Genomic DNA, 17,331 nt, shown 5'->3' on the forward strand with positions numbered 1-17,331 from the left:
CATATCCATCCTTATACAGCATCAAGAAGCCCCCCAAATGGAGGGCCAACCAAATTAGAACTGGTAGCTTACACCAAGCTTGAATAGATTGGTGCCCGATGTCACATCCTTACTATCCTCACTCATGGAGTTCACCGCACTCTTGATATACTCGTACTCACCACGCAGGGCAAAGTTTTTTGTGATCGCATAGCTAGCACCAATGCCAATACCAGGCATTACTTTGCGCTTACTTATGCTTGCACTTACTCCGCCGGCTTCTCCTTTGATTGAGGCGTGCACGTTGTTGAGGCTGACTTTGCCAAAAAGTTCAACATCTTCTGACACTGGCAGAATCCCGACCAGAGCCAGCCTCTCAGCATGCATCGGTACCGAGACGTTTGTTTTCCTGTCTTCGCCGACAGCAGAGTATTGCATCTTGCCGAAGTCGAGATATGACACTTCCGTCGCAAAGTAGGAGCCGAAGCGGTAGCCGGCTCCGACCTCCCAGATACCTCCTGCGCTTTTATTGTCAGTGATTCCTTCTTGGCTCTTTACCTTCTCCGTGTTGTAGCCCAAATTACCAAAAACATACGCGCCACTCTCAGCCGCATGAGCGGTAACTGCGGACAGTCCCAGAATGGAAGCAATGATAAGTTTTTTCATTTTCAATCTATTGGTTGGTGGTTGGGCATTTATTTTCATCAAATTATTTCAAACGTTTGTATTACTTCTGTCAACTGACTAGCCAAGTTCCGTAACAGGGTGTAAATATTAGTTTACAAAATCCATTCAACATAATTTAATCGCATAAAATCACAATGGAAACACCCAATAAACCCATGAAAAATAGAGCAATTAATCAACAATCCTCTAAGCGCAGAGCCTGTTAACGAAAAACAGCTCCACGAGCCAAAGCTCGCGAAGCTGTTGTTTAAGATTAAGAACTGAAAAGATTACAAATTACTGCATTGTCCTGTCACGCCGCTGCGCCAAGATTTGCCACCTGCATTTTTGCAGTTATGCGCATGTTGGTGGTTGCCAATGACTTTCCCCGTGCAGTTCTTTGCAGAGAAGCACTGCCCCGGCTTTCTTGGCTGGATTTGATCGACTAGAGCATTTAATGTTGCAGGCGGTTTGCCGGCTTGTTGCATGGCGGATGCGGCCTCCTTGGCGTTCGCCGATTCAGCGGGTGATGCGCTAACGAAGGAAGACGCCAGCATAAGAACGGCGGCAAAAGGAATAGTCAGAATATTTACAGTCTTCATAATCAAACTCCTTTAAATGTGCTAGAAAGATGCAGAAAATTCACAAATCCCTATATTGACAATAAAATTAAGGCAATAGAAATACCTTAAGGCGCTTGCCTCGATACTCACACAAGCCTTGATTAAGGCAGTCAAAACACAACTAGTATTAACAATCAAGCCAATACCAATGCGGCCACACACTTTAGGGACTGACTGGCATGTCTTCCGTTCTCAATTTTTGTTAGTTATTATTCACATTCTTTCCGAATGGTTTGTGCTTGCCGATCTTACTAATTAGAAAAATACAGAAAATAATATTCAGTCCATTTAGAGCCGCTCACTACACCTCGCAGAGAACCTGAGCCAAGGCGCGCCAACGCAGGCAGTACCAGTCAGGAGGTGAAACGCAGGATCAGGGGTTTTGTTAGCGGGCCTTCGCTGCCTGCCTGAATTAATTAGCCCACATTCAAACCACATAAGCTACAGCGGATAGTGAAAATTGGCGGATCATGCCGGCCAATGAAATTACACAAAAACAATCTGATTTGAAACTGTCTTGAGTGCGACTCCACCGTCAGTCCAAGTCTCAGCGCTTTCGCCAATATCAAAAGCCCGGACGCATCGTCCGGGCTTTTCTCATTCCCGCCCTCTCACCGGCGGCAATCTATTTGACGGTTTCTGTCTGCGCCGCCGCCAGCAGCAGCCGCAGCCGCTCATACGCGCATTCCACGCCATACCTCGCCTCCAGCAGGCTCCACAAAACCTCCGGGGACAGTTCTACGATGAACGGCGTTTGACGCGGCGGTTGACGGGACATCTCCCGGCGCAGCGCCTCGGGCAATTGTTTGAAATGGGATTGGGCGGCACGAATATGCCTGAGGGCGCGACGCGCCTCGCGGAGGGTGTCGATCTTGGCCATGGCGGCCTCCTGTTTGGACCTTTTGAGGGTTTCGCCCCTTTTGAGAGGGCGGCCGGGTGCTCAAAACCGCAAACAGACGGCGGGCGTATTCCCCTTGCGGGTATTGTATTAGCCGCACACCCGGCCATGGACGCGCATTGTCCCACAAGTGGGAGTTTGCCAAAACCATGGACGCAAAAAATCCGCGAATCTTACGGGTGCGGTAGCCGCTGTTTGTATGGTGTTTTGAGCACCGGGAATGACCATAGCCCGTTGGCGCGAAGCATGTCAACGGCACATGGTCCGCCGTCGTCTACACTCAAGTAGCATCGCCGTATTGGAGAATCCCATGTCCACGCCGCCGCGCCATCTCAGCGTCAGTATTGCCTGCCCTTTCGCCCGCGCCTACGCCTTGCTGGCGCCGCCGGAAAACTTTCCGCGCTGGGCGTCCGGCCTGGCCGGGGCCTTGCGCCGCGACGGCGACGGCTGGCTGGCGGACACGCCGCAGGGCGTGATGCCCTTGCGCTTTTCGCCGGCCAACGACTACGGCGTGCTGGATCACTGGGTGTCGCCGCCCGGTCAGGTGGAGGTCTACGTCCCCTTGCGCCTGCTGGCGCGCGACGAGGGTTGCGAGCTGCTGTTGACCCTGTTTCGCCAAGCAGGCGTTGACGACGCGCAATTCGAGGCCGACGCCGACTGGGTGGCGCGCGACCTGGCCGCGGCCAAAGCCTGGCTGGAGCGGGATGAATCCGCGGGGCTCAGTGCGCCGCCCGCGGCGACTCCGCGGTGAAGCAGTGCAGCACATGGCGGCCGATGCTGCCGGCCAGCTCCTCGTCGGCCAGGAACACCGCGCCCAGCCCTTCTCCGCGCAATAGTTCGGCTTCCTCCCCGTTGCGCGCGCGCAGCGCGATGCGCAGCTCCGGGTTCAAGGTGCGCGCCACCTCCACCATCTGTCGCAGATTGAGCGCGTCCGCCGTGGTCACCGCCAACACCGAGGCGTTGACGATATGGGCCTGGATCAACACGGCCGCCTCGGCGGCGTCGCCGGTCACCGCCGCCCGGCCCTGATTGCGCAGCGTTTCCACCAGCTCGCGATTATGGTCCACCACCACAAAGGGCACCCGATTGCGCTCCAGCTCCGCCGCCACGCCGCGGCCGATGCGGCCGTAGCCCACCAGCACCACCTGGCCTTCCAGATATTTGCGTTCGGTGCTCATCGGCAGCTCGGCGTAGGGGTCCGCCCTACGCTCCAGGCTGCGCGCCCATTCCGAGCGCGCCAGCAACCAGCCGCGCAAGGGCTCCAGCAAGGCGAACAACAGCGGATTGAGGCCAATGGAGATCAAGGCGCTGGCCAGCACCAGGCTCATGCCCTGCGCCGACAGCAGGCCCAAGGACACGCCCAGCCCGGCCAGGATGAAGGAGAATTCCCCGATCTGCGCCAGGCTGGCGGCAATGGTCAGCGCGGTGCTCAAGGGATAGCGGTACAGAATGACCAGGGCCAGCGCCGCCAGGGTTTTGCCCAGCATGATGACGGCCACCGCGCTCAGCACCATCAGCGGCTGTTCCAGCAGAATCGCCGGATCGAACAGCATGCCCACGGACACGAAGAACAATACGGAGAAGGCGTCGCGCAGCGGCAGCGATTCGCGGGCGGCGCGGTGGCTGAATTCGGACTCCCGCATCATCATGCCGGCGAAGAAAGCGCCCAGCGCGAAGGAGACGTTGAACAGATGGGCGGCGCCGAAGGCGATGCCGATGGCCGCCGCCGTCACGGCCAGCGTGAACAGCTCGCGCGATCCGGTCTTGGCCACCCGCCACAGCAGCCACGGCAAGGCGCGCCGGCCGGCGATCAGCATCAGGGCGATGAAGGCGGCCACTTGCAGCAAGGTCAGCATGATGGTCTGCCACAGCGGCGCGGCGTTGGCGGCGGCGGGCGCGCCGCTCAACAACGCCGCCATCGGCGGCATCAGCACCAGCACCAGCACGCAGGCCAGGTCCTCCACCACCAGCCAGCCCACGGCGATGCGGCCGTTGATGGTGTCCAGGATGCCGCGCACTTCCAGCGCCTTGAGCAGCACCACAGTGCTGGCGCAGGACAGCGACAGGCCGAAGATCAGGCCGCTGGACCAGCTCCAGCCCCAGCACCAGGCGATGAACAGCGCCAGCCCGGTGGCGGCGCTCATTTGCACGATGGCGCCCGGCACGGCGATGCGCCGGACCGACAGCAGGTCCTTCATCGAAAAGTGCAAGCCGACGCCGAACATCAGCAGCATCACGCCGATTTCGGACAGCTGCGCGGCGATCTTCATATCGGCGACGAAGCCCGGCGTGGCCGGGCCGATGACGATGCCGGCCAGCAGATAGCCGACCAGGGCCGGGATGCGCATCCGCTCGCAGAGCAGGCCCAGAATCAGAGACAGGCCGAGGCCCGCCGCAATGGTGGAAATCAAGGACACATCATGGACCATGGCGGCCGCCTCCCTAGTGTGGATTTTTTATTTAGGCGCACAGGATGCTGCGCAGTTTGTTTTCAGACTAGAGGGGCATGAAAAGTGAAAGTTCCGCTGTAAAAATCACGTGGACAAGCGGGCGCGCCGCTCCGGGAAGCCGCCCGCGGCTAGCGTTTGGCGGCCTTGATCGAATACATCAGCTCGTCGCCCTCCGCCAGCAGCGCCTCGATGGAGAAGTGGCGCTCCGCGTCCAGCTCCACGATGCCGTCGGAAAACGCCAGCCGATAAGGCTGGCCGGCGCCGGCGTTGTAAGCCTCCAGGTGACGCGCGAATTTGGCCATCGCCGCCTGCGCCCGCTCATGCTCGACATCGGACAGCAAGACCACGAACTCGTCCCCGCCCAGCCGCGCCAGCAGGTCCGCGGAGCGGAAGGAGGCGCGCATCTGTTCGGCGAAAGCCGCCAGCGCATGGTCCCCGGCGGCGTGGCCGAAGCTGTCGTTGATCGCCTTGAACTTGTCCAGGTCCATGAAGGCCAGGCTAACCGGCAGGTTTTGCCGCGCGCAGAAATTGAGGCTGTACTGCGCCAGCAGCCGGAAGCCGCGCCGGTTGGAGAGGCCGGTCAGCTCATCGGTGGTGGCGGCCTGGAAGGCGATCAGCTCCGCCTCCACCATGCGCGCCAGATCGTGCAGCGCCTGCGCGTCGTCGTGATCGAACTCGCGCGGCTGGACATCGATCACGCACAGGGTGCCCACCTTGGCGCCGTTGGCCGCGTGCAGCGGGCAGCCGGCGTAAAAGCGAATATACGGCGCGTCCGTCACCAGCGGGTTGTCGGCGAAGCGCTCGTCCGCCAGCGCGTCCGGGATGTAGAAGATGTCGTCGCCCAGTATGGCGTGGCCGCAAAAGGAAATATCGCGTCCGGTTTCCGCCGCCGACAGGCCGACGCAGGATTTGAACCACTGACGGTTCTCGTCCACCAGGCTGACCAGGGCGATGGGCACCCGAAACAAACGCTTGGCCATGCGGGTCAGGCGGTCGAAACGTTCCTCCGCCGCCGTGTCCAGCACGCCCAGCGCGCGCAGGGTCGCCAAGCGCTGCGGTTCGTCGGCCGGGCTGTCCGGTGTTTTCATCTCCGCCTCCTGCTGTGTGTCCGCCGCCGATGCGGCCCCATGCCATGATAATAGCATTTCATGACGCAAACAAAACACCGGGGCCGCGCGCCGACGCGCCGGTCAGCGCGGACGCCAGCCGCTTTCCCGCAAAGCGGCCAGCAAGCGCTCGGCCTTGAGGCCATGCGCCGCGTGGCCGTGGTGGCCGCTCAGATCGCCCGCCGCCAGCAAGGCGTTGACGATGGCCTCTTCCACCGCTTCCGCCGCCGCCTCGAACAAGGGCGAGAGATGGTCCGCGTTCACCATTTCCACCGCGCAGGTCAAAGCGCCCTTGCCGGCGTAATCGGTCATCGGCAGGCCTTGATTGCCGGTGGCGAAGGCCACGAAGATGTCGCCGCTGGAATCCTCGGTGCCGCCGCCGGTGCGGGCGATGCCGATGCCGGCGCGCTGCGCCAGCCGCCGGCATTGATCCGGCAGCAAGGGCGCGTCGGTGGCCAGCACCGCCACGATGGAGCCCATGCCCGGCTGCGGCAGCCGTCCGGCGTCAAACGGCGAGGGAATCTCCGCGCAGCTCAGATGGCGGCCCACCGGGTAGCCCTCCACCAGCAAGGAGCCGCGCTTGCCGTGATTGGCCTGCACCAGCGCCCCCACCGTCCAGCCGCCCGCCTCCGCCGGCAGCCGTCGCGAAGCGGTGCCGATGCCGCCCTTGAACTCATGGCAGATCATGCCGCTGCCGCCGCCCACGCTGCCCTCGGCCGGCAGGCCGCCGCTGGCCGCCGCTTGCGCGGCGCGCGCGTGTTCCGCCTTCACGTGAAAGCCGTTGATGTCGTTGAGCAGGCCGTCGAAGGTTTCCAGCACCACCGGCATGGTCCAATACAGCTGCGGCTCGCCGGCCACCGCCTCGCGCTCGCCGGCGATCAAGGCGTCCCGCACCACGCCCACGCTATGGGTATTGGTCAGCGCGATCGGCGTGCTCAGCACGCCGGCCTCGCGCAGCCACTCCAGGCCGCTGGCGTCGCCGTTGCCGTTCAACACATGCACGCCGGCAAAGCACGGCATGCGCCGCGCCAGACCCGGCCGCGGTTCGATCACCGTGACCCCGGTGCGCGCGCGGCGGCCGTCGTCGAAATCCGCCCAGGCGGCGGCGTGCCCCACCCTCACGCCGGGCACGTCCGTAATCGCATTCAGAGGGCCGGGTTCGCCCTGGCCGATGCGAATGCCCAATGCTCTGGCTCGTTTCAACATACTCACCTCTCTTTCTGTTCTTCAACGATCAATACGGCGGCGGGCTGCTTACGGCCCGCCAGCAAAAGCCCGGTCAGCGCGATGCCGCCGATAATCCACCAGTCCCGCGCGGGCGCGTCTCGCAGCACCGCCCATAATAGGGAGAGGCTGCCCGCCGCCGCCAACAAGGGCGGCCACGGCCAGCCGGGCATGCGGTAAGGATGCGGATGCCGGCCCAGGCGGCTGCGCAGGGCCGCCAGCGCCAGCAATAGATAGTTCAGCATCAGGATGATCACGGTGAAGGACGCCAGATCGCCCAGGCTGGAATGAAAGGTCAGCAAGGCGGACGGGACGGCCAGCGCCAGCGTGGCCACCCAGGGCGTGCCGAAGCGCGGATGAATGCGTTGCAGCGCCCGGCTCGCCGGCGCCGGCCACAAGCCGTCCCGGCCGCTGGAGTACAAGAAGCGGCCGCTTTGCACCACGATGGCGATGATGGCGTTGAACACCGATAGAAAGATGCCGCCGCTGATCACCCGCGCCAGCCCCGGGCTGCTCAAATGACTGAGCACGTAGTTGATCGGATCGGCCTGCCGGCTCATTTCCGCCAGCGAGGGCGCGCCCAGGATCAGGGCGGTCACCGGTATCAGTTCCACCAGCACCACGATGGACAGCGCCGCCAGCACCGCCTTCGCCACCGGCCGGCCGCTTTCGCGCATGTCCTCGGCAAAGTACACCGCCCCGCCGAAGCCGTTGTAGGCGAACACCGCCGTCCCCACCATGGCGATGATCGCCGCGGCGGGCACCGCGGCGAGGCCGCCGTCCGCCGCCGCCTTCACCGGCTGCCACAGCACCGTCGCCGGCTGCTGCGCTTCGCTGAAGCCCAGCCAGGCGATCAAGGCCAGCGCGGCCAGCTCCAGCAGCAGGAAGGAGCCGGTCAGCCAGGCGTTCAGCTTGATGTCCAGCACCGCGATGCCGAAACACAGCACGATCATGGTCAGCGCCACTTCGGCGCCGTCCAGCCGGGTGCCCAGCGCGGAGTTCAGATAGGGCGCGGCCCCGGTGGCCAGCACCGCCGGGATGAACAGCAGCAGGCATAGAATCAGCAGATACATTTGCAGGCTGAGCGCGCGGCCGAACACCCGCTCGATGATCACGTACTCGCCGCCGGCGTTGGGGTGGGCCGCGCCCAGCTCGGCGTAGCACAGCGCGAACGCGACGGCCAGCGCCGCCGCCAGCGCGAAGGCCAGAAAAGCCCCGCTGCCGGCGCCTTGCAGCGCAAACGGCGCGATCACGAAAATGGAACTGGCCGGCGTCACGCCGGACACGGTTATCAACACGACGTCCGTCACGCTCAATGAACGGCGCAATCCGGGGCGGCTTGCGGCTTGGCTCATAGTGTTCTCCTCTTGTCGCTATGGTCTTGTAGTCAGACTTGCGGGAGACAGTGTATTTTGACGCGGGAGGGCGCCCAATCACCGTGATGGGTTACCCCGAGCGGGGATTGCCGGATGGAAGCTTTGTTGAAGGAACTGCCGCTGCACCATCATCTGGCGCAGCTGATGGCGCACATCGGTCTGCCCGGATTTTGGCGTCAGCTGGTCTTGCTGTTGCGCGGCAGCGTGCCGCTGGACAATGCGCTGGCCGCCTGTTTCCACGCGAACGCGCCGCCGCAGATTCTGGAGGAATGCGATTTTCAGCACTTGGCCGCGCCGTCGCCGATGGCGCTTTACTGCCAGGGCCTGTATCTGCTGGACCCCTTCTATCAATACGCGCAGCGGCCTTTTCCCGACGGCCTCCACCACTTGCCCGACATCGCGCCGGACCACTTCCGCCAAAGCGAGTATTTTCAGCGTTATATGAGCGGCGAGGTGGGCGTGGACGAGGTCCAGCTGCTGCTGCGCCTGGCTCCGGACCAGGTGTTGACCTTGTCGCTGGGCAAGGCCAGCGCGTTCGAGCTGGCCGACATCGGCAAGCTGCGCGTGATGCAGCCCTGGCTGCTGTCCGCGATGCGGCGTCACTGGCAGCTGAGCTCCGCGCCCACGCCGCCATCGCAGCGCCTGGCCGATCAACTGACGCAGACGCTGAGTCATTTTGGCCACGGCAGGCTGTCCGAGCGCGAGGCGGAGGTGGCGCGGCTGACGCTGTGCGGCCTGTCCAGCAAGGCCATCGCCCAACAGCTGGCCATTTCGCCGGAAACGGTCAAAGTTCACCGCCGCAATCTGTATCTGAAGCTCGGCGTGGCCAGCCACGCCGAGCTGTTCAATTGCTATATCGAGCAACTGCGAGGCAGCGAAGCTTAGGTCAGACTCACTTCCCCAGCCACTTGGCCGACAGGCCGGCGAATTCGCCGTTTTGCAGGCTCTGGCTCAGCCATTGATCCACCCAGGCTTTCCAGCGCCAGTCGTTGGGCAGCAGATAGGCTTTTTGCGAAAAGTCGAACGGCTTCTCCGGGTGCACCGCGCACAGCTCCGGATGCAGCTTCTGCTGATAACGGGTTTCCACCGCGTCCGTCACCATCAGATCGGCCTTGCCGTCTATGATCTGCCGGAAAATGGTGACGTTGTCCGGATGCACGGTCAGCGCGGCCGCCGGCAAGCGGGCACGCGCGAACTTTTCATTGGTGCCGCCCGGATTGACGATCAGCTTGACCCGGGGCTGGTTGATCTGGGCGATGGTTTGAAAACGCTGGACGTTTTCGCAGCGGGTGATCGGCGTCTTGCCGTCGTTCAGATAGGGCTGCGAATACAGCGCCCGCTTCTGCCGCTCCAGATTGATCGACACCCCGCTCATCGCAATGTCGAACTTGCCGGCCTCGTGGTCGCGCATCAGCGTCGGCCAGCTGGTGGCCACCAGCTCCAGCTTGACGCCCAGCGCCCGCGCCAGGCTCTCGGCCATCTCGATGTCCAGGCCGCGATAGGCGCCGCTGGCCGCGTCCCGCTCGCTGAACGGACGGTAATCGCCGGTGGTGCCCACCCGCACGCTGCCGCGTTGCAGGATATCGTCCAGGCGGTCCGCCAGCGCCGGCTGGCCGGCGATCAGGCCGGCCAAGAGCAGGCCGCCCAGTTTCTGTGATTTCTTCATCATGCTTGCTTTCTTCTTCTGTTGTTTGCGCAGCGGACGCTGCCAGCGCCCTGCTCGCAAGACTCGTTCGACGCGGCCTCAATAGGCCAGCGGGAAGGCGAAGACGTCTCGCTGATACGTCTCCACCACCACGCTGAACGGCGCGTTGTCGCTGCCGCGGTAGAGCACGGCGCGGTGTTGCAACACTTCCGGCGCGATATCCAGGCCGCCGGCGGCGACGCCCTGGGCCGCGGGCTTCATTTCCCAGCCCGCCGGCAACGGCGACCACAGCAATTTGACTTCCTCGGTTTGCCGGCGGAAGTTCAGCGCCGCCACCGCGCGGCCAAACGGCACGTCGCTGCCGTCCAGTTGGCGGTTCATCTCCGCACTCAGCTTGGACGGCAAATACCAGTTGTCGGCCTCGGACAACACATGCTCGCCGCAAGCCAGCCGCACCCGGCGGTAGGCGATGCGCTCGTCCGGCCGCGCCTGCAACTGGGCGCGCACTTCCGGGCTGGCTTCCTTGTGGTCCGCCGGGTTGCGCAAGGCGCGAATCTGCGCCGGCGACGCCATCCGGTGATCCGCGCACCATTGCTGCAAAGTGCGGGTGGCGCTGCTATTGCTCAGCAAGGTGGCGTTCAAGGTCTGCAGCAGGGCCAGCGCCTTGACGCGGGTGTCTCGGCCGTCCTGCCAACCGGGATAGGACCAGGCCTCCGCCAAGGCCGGACCGGCGGCCAGCCATAGACAGCCGGCGGCCAAAAGCGTTTTCTTATGCATGGGGATTCCTAAGGAAATCAAGGAGCGGAAAATAATAAAGCAAAAGCTTTAACTTTGATAGCAAGCAGTCGCTTAACAATCCATCATCATTTGTGCGCCGCGCCGCCGGCGTCGCGGTGCGCGCCCAGCGCCCGCAGCTGGGCGAGAAAGGCCGGCGACTCGCGTTGCCGCTCCAGCTCCGCCCAGATCCTGCCCGGCAGGCTGGGTTCGCGGTGCGCCAATTGGCGCGACAACATCAGGAAATAGGGCTTTTCTTCCAAGGGCAGCCGGCAGCGCTCTATCGTCTCCGTCAGTTCGGGATGCTCGCGCAGGATCTGCTCCGCGCGCGGCGTCTGCAAGGCCGCTCCGCTCAAGCGCCTCAGGCGCAGCTTTTGCAGAATGGCCAGCGGATCGCGGTTGCTGTCGTCTATCTCCACCTGCTGCTTGCGCAAAAAGAGGCCGATGGAGAAATCGGTCTGCATGCCTATCGGCGCCATGCCGCTGGACAGGCGCGCGCCGTCCCAATCCACCGTGGTGTCCTTGAGCCGATACAAGGAATAACTGGCGCTGTGCAGCCGTTGGCCGGCGTCCGGTCCGCCGTCCGGCAGCATGGGGTACAGCCCCCATTGCGAACGCTCCGGCACGAAGCTGGCGGCGAAAGCGCCGTCCATCTTGCCTTGGCGCAGCATATTGATGCAGCGCCGCCACGGCATCGGATGCAAATACAGCTCCAGCTTCAAGGCGCTCTGCACATGCTTGATCAGCTGAATGTCCAGCCCGCCGCCGCGGCCGTCCAGCCAGGGATAGGAAGCCTGATCCTCATAGCAGAACGACAAGGGCTCCGCCGCCGCGCCCAGCGGCCACGCCAGCGCCAATACCGCCGCCGCGCGGCTCAATGCCCGCCTCTTCATTGCCTTATCCATGGAGGAACGATGGTTCCGTTATCGCTCATGCCGCGGCCGCATGCCAAGCCGGCTATTTCCGGACCAGCGCCTGTTCTCGCTCCAGCATGTCGAAGATGCCGGGGCGCGCCGGCTCGCCGTCGTAGTACGGCGCGCTTTCCAGCCGCCCCACCTGCTTCAGATGGCGGACCAGCACCTTGCCGCTGTCCGGATAGACGCAGACCTCGTGCGGGTCGTTGACGCCGATGCCGAGGTAGACCAGGTCCTGATCGAAGGGGTTGGCGATTTGATGCGCGACGCCGGTGCCGGCCGGACAGGAAATGCAGTCGCCGGGCCCGATTTCCTGCAGGCTGTCGCCCAGACGCAGCACGCCGCGCCCGGACAGCACATAGAAAATCTCGTCCTCGCGGGCGTGGGAATGAAAGGGGCAGCCCGCATGCCCCGGCGGCAGACGGGTCAGATTGGCGCCCAGCCGGCCGGGCAAGGCGTCCAGCGCCGGCGTCAGCGGATGATAGCTGCCGCCCCACCCTTCGCCCTCCCGGTAGTCCACGGCTTCCACTTGGTCGATATTGACCACATGCGACGGCTTGCTCATCTTGCGCTCCTTAAAACCGCTGACAAAACCCCTGATCCTGCATTGCGCTTCCTGATCGTACGGCTTGCACTGCCTGCGTCGGCGCGCCTTGGTTCAGGTTTTGGTTCGCGGCTCTTGAATGGTCCGCGGCCGGAAATGTCAGCATCATCCTGCAAATGCGTGCCGTCCGACAAGCGTCAATCCAGCCCGCGCAGCAAATCCGTCATGGTCCGTATGGTTTCGGCGCAGCTTTCCCGTCTGTCGTACTCGTCCTGGCCCGCCGCGCCCATGCTGATCCCGGTCTGGCGGTAGCGCATCGCGCTGGCCACCTTGACCCGGGCCGAGGCGTGGAATTCTCGGCAGCCGGTGGCGCGCGCGAGTTCGGCCAGATTGTCCGGCCGCACGCCGCCGCCCGGCATCAGGATCAGCCGCTCGCCCGCCTGGCGGCTCAGCCGGCGGATCAGGGCCGCGCCCGCCAGCGCGTCCGGCGCCTGGCCGGAGCTCAGCAAGCGCCGGCAGCCGCTGGCGATGATCTGTTCCAGCGCCCGCTCGGGATCCCGCGCCATGTCGAAGGCGCGATGGAAGGTGGTCGTCATCGGCCCGGCCAGCTGGACCAGTTCTCGGCTGCGCTCCACGTCCACCTCGCCGTCCGCGGTCAGCAGGCCCAGCACCACGCCGTCCGCCCCCAGTTCGCGGCAGGCCAGCACGTCGCGGCGCATCACGTCGAACTCCTCGTCCGAATACAGAAAATCGCCGCCGCGCGGACGCACGATCACATGCAGGCCAATGTCCAGCCTCTGCCTCGCCAGCGCAATCATGCCAGGCGACGGCGTGAGCCCGCCGGTTTCCAGGCTGGCGCACAATTCCACCCGGGCCGCGCCGCCCTGCGCGGCGGCCAGGCAAGACGCCAGCGAGCCGGCGCACACTTCCAACTGTCTATCTTGCGACAAAATATCCCCCTTGCTGGGCTGAACGCACCAGGGATTTTGACCCGTTTCGCCGGCCGCGTTAAGCTGCGCGCTCGAGATGACGCAAACGTAAGTCGATATGCTCTATTTTGAAGATTTGAAAGCCGGACAGCTGTTTCACAGTCCCACCCATGTATTGAGCGAGGACGAGCTGATCGGCTTCGCCCGGCAGTATGATCCGCAATACTTCCACACTGATCCGCAGCGCGCGGCGGACAGCCTGTTCGGCGGCCTGGCCGCCAGCGGCTGGCAGACCAGCAGCCTGAGCATGCGGCTGGTGACCCAGACCGAGCTGGGCAAGATGGCCAACGGCTTGATCGGCATGCAGATCGACAAGATGCGTTGGCCCCAGCCCACCCGCGCCGGCGACGCCTTGCGCGTCACCGTGGAGGTGCTGGACAAGCGCCGTTCCAACAGCCAGCCCGGCTTCGGCGTGGTGAAGGTGCGCTGGACCACCGTCAATCAGCGCGACGAGGTGGCAATGCAGCTGGAGTGCTCGATCTGGGCGCAATGCCGCACCCAGCCGCAAGCAGAAGAAGCGCCGCACCCGGCGGCACAGCACGCCTGAGCCGCGCCGCCCGGATCAGCGGCGAACCTGGATCAGTTCCGCCCCGCGCAAGGCCTGCAGGGTGTTGCCGCCGGCGTAGCTGATCGAAGACTGCAGGTCTTCCTGCAGTTCGCGCAGCAGCTTGCCGATGCTGCCCTTGTACTCAACAAGAATCTTCTTGCCTTCCACGTTGACGTAGGCGCCCTTGTTGAACTGAGAGGCGCTGCCGAAGTATTCCTTGTAGTGCTTGCCGTTGATCTCGACGATCTCGCCGGCGGATTCGTCGTAGCCGGCGAACAGCGAGCCCGCCATGACCATGCTGGCGCCGCAGGCCAGCGCCTTGGCGATATCGCCGTGCTCGACGATGCCGCCGTCGGCGATCACCGGCACGGACACCGCGGCCACGCAGTCCTGCACCGTGGAAATCATCGGGCGGTGGAAACCGGTCTTGTTCTTGGTGATGCAGACGCGGCCGCCGGCGATGCCGGCCTTGATCGCGTCGCAGCCCCAGCTTTCCAGATCGCGCGCGGCTTCGCCGGTGGCGATGTTGCCGCCGATCAGAAAGGTCTCGGGGAAGGTCTGCTTGATGTGCTGGATCATGCGCTCCGCCTTCACGCACCAGGCGTTGGCGATGTCCAGCGTCATGTATTCAGGAATGAGGCCGGCCTGCTTGAGCGCGGCCAGCTGTTCCAGCGTGTCGTCGTTGACGCCGACGCTGATGGAGGCGAACAGGCCCTTGTCCTGCATGGCGCGGGTAAAGGCCACCGCGTCCACATTGAAGCGGTGCATGGTGTAGAACCAGTTCCGAGCGGCGAAGAGCTCGCTGGTTTCGGCGCAGACCACCGACTTCATGTTCGACGCGTAAACCGGCATGTCGAAACGGCGCGGGCCGAATTGCACCGAGGTGTCGCACTCCTTGCGGCTGTCCACCACGGTTTTTTTCGGCACTAGGTAAACGTCGCCGTAATTGAGTTCTGTCTTGATCATGCGTGTGCTCCCAAAGCGGAAAAGAGTCAAAAAACAAGGGGCCCCAAACATAAACGGGAGCCCGACGGCTCCCGTTTACAGTGTCCCCTGCGACGCTCTCGTTTGGCTCGCACGCACTTACCGGCACACCTTACGCCGCAGGTTTCTTCACGTCAAGCAATTTTATTTCAGATCAAGACAAAACATTTCATTTGTCGCACCAGCTGCCGTCCTCCTCGCCCAGCCAGTTGAGCAGAGGCTGCCAGGCCTCGCGGTCGCGCTGCGCGCGCGACGGCGGCAGGTCGAACAGGGACAAGCCGCTGGACGCCGCCTGCACGTAAAGCTGAGTGTCGCGCAGCCAGGTCAGCACCGGCACCTGATGCTCCGCCAGGAATTTCTCCAGTTCGCGCGCGGAGCGGGTGCGCGGGTCCACCCGCATGCCCACCACCGCCATGAAAGCCTTGTTCTTGCGGATGGCCTTCTCTTCCAGCAGCTGTTCGAAAAAAGCCTCGCTCGCCCACATGTCGAACGGCGACGGCTGGATGGGCACCAGGATGCGCTCCACCCGGGACACCAGGGCCGCCAGCTTTTTGCCGTGCAGGCCCGCGGCGCTGTCCAGCACCACCACCTCCGTGCCCTTGGGCGGCCGCGCCGCTTCTCCGGCCTTGACCTCCCAGCCGGCGATGGAAGGCAACGCCGCGTCGCGTTGCGCCAGCCAGCCCAGCGAGGATTGCTGCCGGTCCACATCGCCCAGCATCACGCGCTTGCCGCGCGCGGCGTAATAGCCGGCCAGATTGGTCGCCAAGGTCGATTTGCCGCTGCCGCCCTTGGGGTTGGCCACCAATACCGATTGCACATCCGCCTCCTCTGCCGTTTGCGATGGCCCACTATACCAGAGGGGAAGCGCTTGCCGCAGCCGGGCGATCGGGTTAAGGTCGAAGCCCGGAAAAGGAGTCCGCATGCCGCAAAACTATGACGCCATCCTGTTCGACATGGATGGTTTGATGATAGACACCGAAAGAATTTCCATGGAGTCCTGGCGCCGCGCCGCCGACGAACTGGACATGACGCTCAGCGATCAGCTGCTGCTGGACATGGTGGGCCTGTCCATGCGCCGCTGCACCGAATTCCTCAGTGAAAGGCTGGGCAGCCAGGACGACGCCGTCGCGCTGCAGAATGTGGGCCGCCGGCATTACTGGCAGATGCTGGAACATGAGGAGATTCCGCTGAAGCGCGGCATCGAGGCGCTGCTGGACTGGGCGCGCGGACAAAACCTGCCGCGCGCGGTGGCCACGTCCACCCAGCGTCAGCTGGCGGACATCAAGCTGGGCCGCACCGGGCTATCGCGTTATTTCGACACCGTGGTGGCCGGCGACGAAGTCGCCCACACCAAGCCGGCGCCGGACGTCTACCTGGCCGCCGCGCGCAAGCTGGGCGTCGATCCGCTGCGCTGCGTGGTGCTGGAAGACTCGATCTACGGCCTGCACGCCGGCGTCGCCGCCGGCATGCGGGTGATTCTGGTGCCGGACCTGGTCACGCCGCCGGCGGACCAGACCCATCACGCGCTGGCGGTATGCCAGGATCTGCACCAGGCGCTGGAAGTGCTGCAACAGCTAGCCTGATATGAGCTGCGGCGCGTGATGAAGCGCGGCACGGCGAGTTCAGCCGCCTCGCCACGCCTTAACGCGCACCATCGTCAACGGGCTTTCAGCCGTGGCCGCGGATGCGCGCGACCAGCTCGTCGCGCACATCTTCGGCCTGGTCGTTGCCCACCTGGCAGGTGCCGGCCGCCTCATGGCCGCCGCCGCCGTACTGCAGCATCAGCGCGCCCACATTGGTGCGCGAGCTGCGGTTGATGATGGACTTGCCCACCGCGAACACCGTGTTCTGCCGATTGACGCCCCATAGCTGGTGGATGGAGATATTGCAGTCCGGGAACAGCGCGTAAATCATGAAGCGGTTGGTGGGATGGATCACGTCCTCATGCAGCAGATTCAGCACCACCAGATTGCCGTAGACGCGGGAACAGCGCCGGATCTGCTCCTTGGCCAGCGCCTCGTGCTTGGCGTACAGCTCCACCCGCTCCTGCACGTCCGGCAAGGCCAGGATTTGATCGATGCTGTGGTCGCGGCAATAACGGATCAAGTCCAGCATCAGCTGGTAATTGCTGATGCGGAACTCCTTGAAGCGCCCCAGGCCGGTGCGCGCGTCCATCAGATAGTTGAGCAACACCCAGCCGGACGGATGCAGCACTTCTTGCAAGGTGTACTGCGCGGAATCCGCCTTGTCCACCGCCTCCATCATCTCGTCGCTGATATTGGGAAACACCTGCTTGCCGCCAAAGTGCTTGTACACCACCCGCGCCGCCGACGGCGCCTTGGGGTCGATCACGTAATTGTCCGCGCTGGAATTGCGCAGGGTTTCGGAAAGATGGTGGTCGATGACCAGGTGCGCCGCCGCCACGTAAGGCAGGTTGGTGGTGATGTCGTTCTCGGTGATCTCCACCTTGCCGTCCTGCATGTCCTTGGGGTGGGCGAACTTGATCTCGTTGATCATATTCAGTTCGTTGAGCAGCACCGCGCACACCAGTCCGTCGAAATCGCTGCGCGTCACCAGGCGATATTGCTGTTGCGACATGAGTTCCCTCTCTC

The 17,331-nt window shown here is 63.5% G+C and carries 19 protein-coding genes; 4 read left to right on the forward strand and 15 right to left on the reverse strand.

Annotation, left to right across the window (positions count from 1 at the left end):
- Positions 1-54: 54 nt before the first annotated feature.
- The 3 genes from NK214_RS12540 to NK214_RS12550 form a co-directional block, all read right to left on the reverse strand.
- A complete protein-coding gene (locus NK214_RS12540; RefSeq protein WP_253314651.1) occupies positions 55-684 on the reverse strand; it encodes a porin family protein in 630 nt (209 codons plus the stop codon).
- Positions 685-935: 251 nt separating this feature from the next.
- Complete coding sequence (locus tag NK214_RS12545) at positions 936-1,247, reverse strand: hypothetical protein (protein WP_227108148.1); 312 nt, start codon at positions 1,245-1,247, stop codon at positions 936-938.
- Between the two features lie 646 nt (positions 1,248-1,893).
- Positions 1,894-2,148, reverse strand: a complete 255-nt coding sequence (locus tag NK214_RS12550; protein ID WP_227108147.1) for a hypothetical protein — start codon at positions 2,146-2,148, stop codon at positions 1,894-1,896.
- A gap of 328 nt (positions 2,149-2,476) precedes the next feature.
- On the opposite strand from NK214_RS12550, the gene NK214_RS12555 reads away from it, so the two are divergent.
- Positions 2,477-2,917: a hypothetical protein gene (locus tag NK214_RS12555; protein WP_253314652.1), complete on the forward strand. Its 441-nt coding sequence runs from the start codon at positions 2,477-2,479 to the stop codon at positions 2,915-2,917.
- Here NK214_RS12555 and NK214_RS12560 read toward each other — a convergent pair.
- From NK214_RS12560 to NK214_RS12575, 4 genes are all read right to left on the reverse strand, one after another.
- Complete coding sequence (locus tag NK214_RS12560) at positions 2,886-4,595, reverse strand: cation:proton antiporter (protein ID WP_107799275.1); 1,710 nt, start codon at positions 4,593-4,595, stop codon at positions 2,886-2,888. The two genes, NK214_RS12555 and NK214_RS12560, sit on opposite strands and share 32 nt — an antisense overlap.
- A 149-nt stretch (positions 4,596-4,744) precedes the next feature.
- Positions 4,745-5,704, reverse strand: coding sequence for a diguanylate cyclase (locus NK214_RS12565; RefSeq protein ID WP_107799276.1), 960 nt, complete (start codon positions 5,702-5,704; stop codon positions 4,745-4,747).
- Between the two features lie 102 nt (positions 5,705-5,806).
- The gene (locus NK214_RS12570; protein WP_107799277.1) at positions 5,807-6,928 is read right to left on the reverse strand and encodes a P1 family peptidase; all 1,122 of its coding nucleotides are present in this window, start codon (positions 6,926-6,928) and stop codon (positions 5,807-5,809) included.
- A gap of 2 nt (positions 6,929-6,930) precedes the next feature.
- Positions 6,931-8,301, reverse strand: a complete 1,371-nt coding sequence (locus NK214_RS12575) for an APC family permease (protein ID WP_107799278.1) — start codon at positions 8,299-8,301, stop codon at positions 6,931-6,933.
- 114 nt (positions 8,302-8,415) lie between these two features.
- Between NK214_RS12575 and NK214_RS12580 the strand changes: the two genes are divergently transcribed.
- Positions 8,416-9,207 (forward strand): LuxR C-terminal-related transcriptional regulator, encoded by a 792-nt coding sequence (locus tag NK214_RS12580; protein WP_253314653.1) that lies wholly within the window; start codon positions 8,416-8,418, stop codon positions 9,205-9,207.
- Between the two features lie 7 nt (positions 9,208-9,214).
- On the opposite strand, the gene NK214_RS12585 is transcribed toward NK214_RS12580, so the two are convergent.
- From NK214_RS12585 to NK214_RS12605, 5 genes are all read right to left on the reverse strand, one after another.
- Positions 9,215-9,991 carry a transporter substrate-binding domain-containing protein gene (locus tag NK214_RS12585; protein WP_305883555.1) on the reverse strand — a complete coding sequence of 259 codons (777 nt, stop codon included), beginning with the start codon at positions 9,989-9,991 and terminating at the stop codon, positions 9,215-9,217.
- A 75-nt stretch (positions 9,992-10,066) separates the two neighbouring features.
- Positions 10,067-10,744, reverse strand: coding sequence for a hypothetical protein (locus NK214_RS12590; protein WP_107799281.1), 678 nt, complete (start codon positions 10,742-10,744; stop codon positions 10,067-10,069).
- An 86-nt stretch (positions 10,745-10,830) separates the two neighbouring features.
- Complete coding sequence (locus NK214_RS12595; protein WP_253314654.1) at positions 10,831-11,634, reverse strand: transporter substrate-binding domain-containing protein; 804 nt, start codon at positions 11,632-11,634, stop codon at positions 10,831-10,833.
- 64 nt (positions 11,635-11,698) lie between these two features.
- Entirely contained in the window at positions 11,699-12,220 is a 522-nt protein-coding gene (locus tag NK214_RS12600; protein WP_253314655.1) for a cupin domain-containing protein, read from the reverse strand.
- A 176-nt stretch (positions 12,221-12,396) separates the two neighbouring features.
- Positions 12,397-13,149 (reverse strand): copper homeostasis protein CutC, encoded by a 753-nt coding sequence (locus NK214_RS12605; RefSeq protein WP_253314656.1) that lies wholly within the window; start codon positions 13,147-13,149, stop codon positions 12,397-12,399.
- 97 nt (positions 13,150-13,246) lie between these two features.
- Here NK214_RS12605 and NK214_RS12610 point away from each other — a divergent pair, with 97 nt between their 5' ends.
- On the forward strand, positions 13,247-13,735 hold the full coding sequence (locus NK214_RS12610) for a MaoC family dehydratase (protein ID WP_235088838.1): 489 nt from the start codon (positions 13,247-13,249) through the stop codon (positions 13,733-13,735).
- Between the two features lie 15 nt (positions 13,736-13,750).
- Here NK214_RS12610 and NK214_RS12615 read toward each other — a convergent pair whose 3' ends face one another.
- Together NK214_RS12615 and NK214_RS12620 are read right to left on the reverse strand one after the other, a co-directional pair.
- Complete coding sequence (locus NK214_RS12615; protein WP_253314657.1) at positions 13,751-14,701, reverse strand: GMP reductase; 951 nt, start codon at positions 14,699-14,701, stop codon at positions 13,751-13,753.
- A 187-nt stretch (positions 14,702-14,888) separates the two neighbouring features.
- Entirely contained in the window at positions 14,889-15,536 is a 648-nt protein-coding gene (locus tag NK214_RS12620) for a ParA family protein (protein ID WP_227108134.1), read from the reverse strand.
- Positions 15,537-15,639: 103 nt separating this feature from the next.
- Here NK214_RS12620 and NK214_RS12625 point away from each other — a divergent pair, with 103 nt between their 5' ends.
- A complete protein-coding gene (locus NK214_RS12625) occupies positions 15,640-16,302 on the forward strand; it encodes an HAD family phosphatase (protein ID WP_107799288.1) in 663 nt (220 codons plus the stop codon).
- A gap of 85 nt (positions 16,303-16,387) precedes the next feature.
- On the opposite strand, the gene NK214_RS12630 is transcribed toward NK214_RS12625, so the two are convergent.
- On the reverse strand, positions 16,388-17,317 hold the full coding sequence (locus NK214_RS12630) for an exopolyphosphatase (RefSeq protein ID WP_107799289.1): 930 nt from the start codon (positions 17,315-17,317) through the stop codon (positions 16,388-16,390).
- Positions 17,318-17,331: the final 14 nt, after the last annotated feature.

Source organism: Chromobacterium sp. S0633 (assembly GCF_024158805.1).
GTDB lineage: Bacteria > Pseudomonadota > Gammaproteobacteria > Burkholderiales > Chromobacteriaceae > Chromobacterium.

Excerpts from the sequence above, each read along its gene's own strand:
- NK214_RS12540 (WP_253314651.1), bottom strand. The coding sequence starts at position 684 with ATGAAAATAAATGCCCAACCACCAACCAATAGATTGAAAATGAAAAAA.
- NK214_RS12545 (WP_227108148.1), bottom strand. The coding sequence starts at position 1,247 with ATGAAGACTGTAAATATTCTGACTATTCCTTTTGCCGCCGTTCTTATG.
- NK214_RS12550 (WP_227108147.1), bottom strand. The coding sequence starts at position 2,148 with ATGGCCAAGATCGACACCCTCCGCGAGGCGCGTCGCGCCCTCAGGCAT.
- NK214_RS12555 (WP_253314652.1), top strand. The coding sequence starts at position 2,477 with ATGTCCACGCCGCCGCGCCATCTCAGCGTCAGTATTGCCTGCCCTTTC.
- NK214_RS12560 (WP_107799275.1), bottom strand. The coding sequence starts at position 4,595 with ATGGTCCATGATGTGTCCTTGATTTCCACCATTGCGGCGGGCCTCGGC.
- NK214_RS12565 (WP_107799276.1), bottom strand. The coding sequence starts at position 5,704 with ATGAAAACACCGGACAGCCCGGCCGACGAACCGCAGCGCTTGGCGACC.
- NK214_RS12570 (WP_107799277.1), bottom strand. The coding sequence starts at position 6,928 with ATGTTGAAACGAGCCAGAGCATTGGGCATTCGCATCGGCCAGGGCGAA.
- NK214_RS12575 (WP_107799278.1), bottom strand. The coding sequence starts at position 8,301 with ATGAGCCAAGCCGCAAGCCGCCCCGGATTGCGCCGTTCATTGAGCGTG.
- NK214_RS12580 (WP_253314653.1), top strand. The coding sequence starts at position 8,416 with ATGGAAGCTTTGTTGAAGGAACTGCCGCTGCACCATCATCTGGCGCAG.
- NK214_RS12585 (WP_305883555.1), bottom strand. The coding sequence starts at position 9,991 with ATGATGAAGAAATCACAGAAACTGGGCGGCCTGCTCTTGGCCGGCCTG.
- NK214_RS12590 (WP_107799281.1), bottom strand. The coding sequence starts at position 10,744 with ATGCATAAGAAAACGCTTTTGGCCGCCGGCTGTCTATGGCTGGCCGCC.
- NK214_RS12595 (WP_253314654.1), bottom strand. The coding sequence starts at position 11,634 with ATGAAGAGGCGGGCATTGAGCCGCGCGGCGGCGGTATTGGCGCTGGCG.
- NK214_RS12600 (WP_253314655.1), bottom strand. The coding sequence starts at position 12,220 with ATGAGCAAGCCGTCGCATGTGGTCAATATCGACCAAGTGGAAGCCGTG.
- NK214_RS12610 (WP_235088838.1), top strand. The coding sequence starts at position 13,247 with ATGCTCTATTTTGAAGATTTGAAAGCCGGACAGCTGTTTCACAGTCCC.
- NK214_RS12615 (WP_253314657.1), bottom strand. The coding sequence starts at position 14,701 with ATGATCAAGACAGAACTCAATTACGGCGACGTTTACCTAGTGCCGAAA.
- NK214_RS12625 (WP_107799288.1), top strand. The coding sequence starts at position 15,640 with ATGCCGCAAAACTATGACGCCATCCTGTTCGACATGGATGGTTTGATG.
- NK214_RS12630 (WP_107799289.1), bottom strand. The coding sequence starts at position 17,317 with ATGTCGCAACAGCAATATCGCCTGGTGACGCGCAGCGATTTCGACGGA.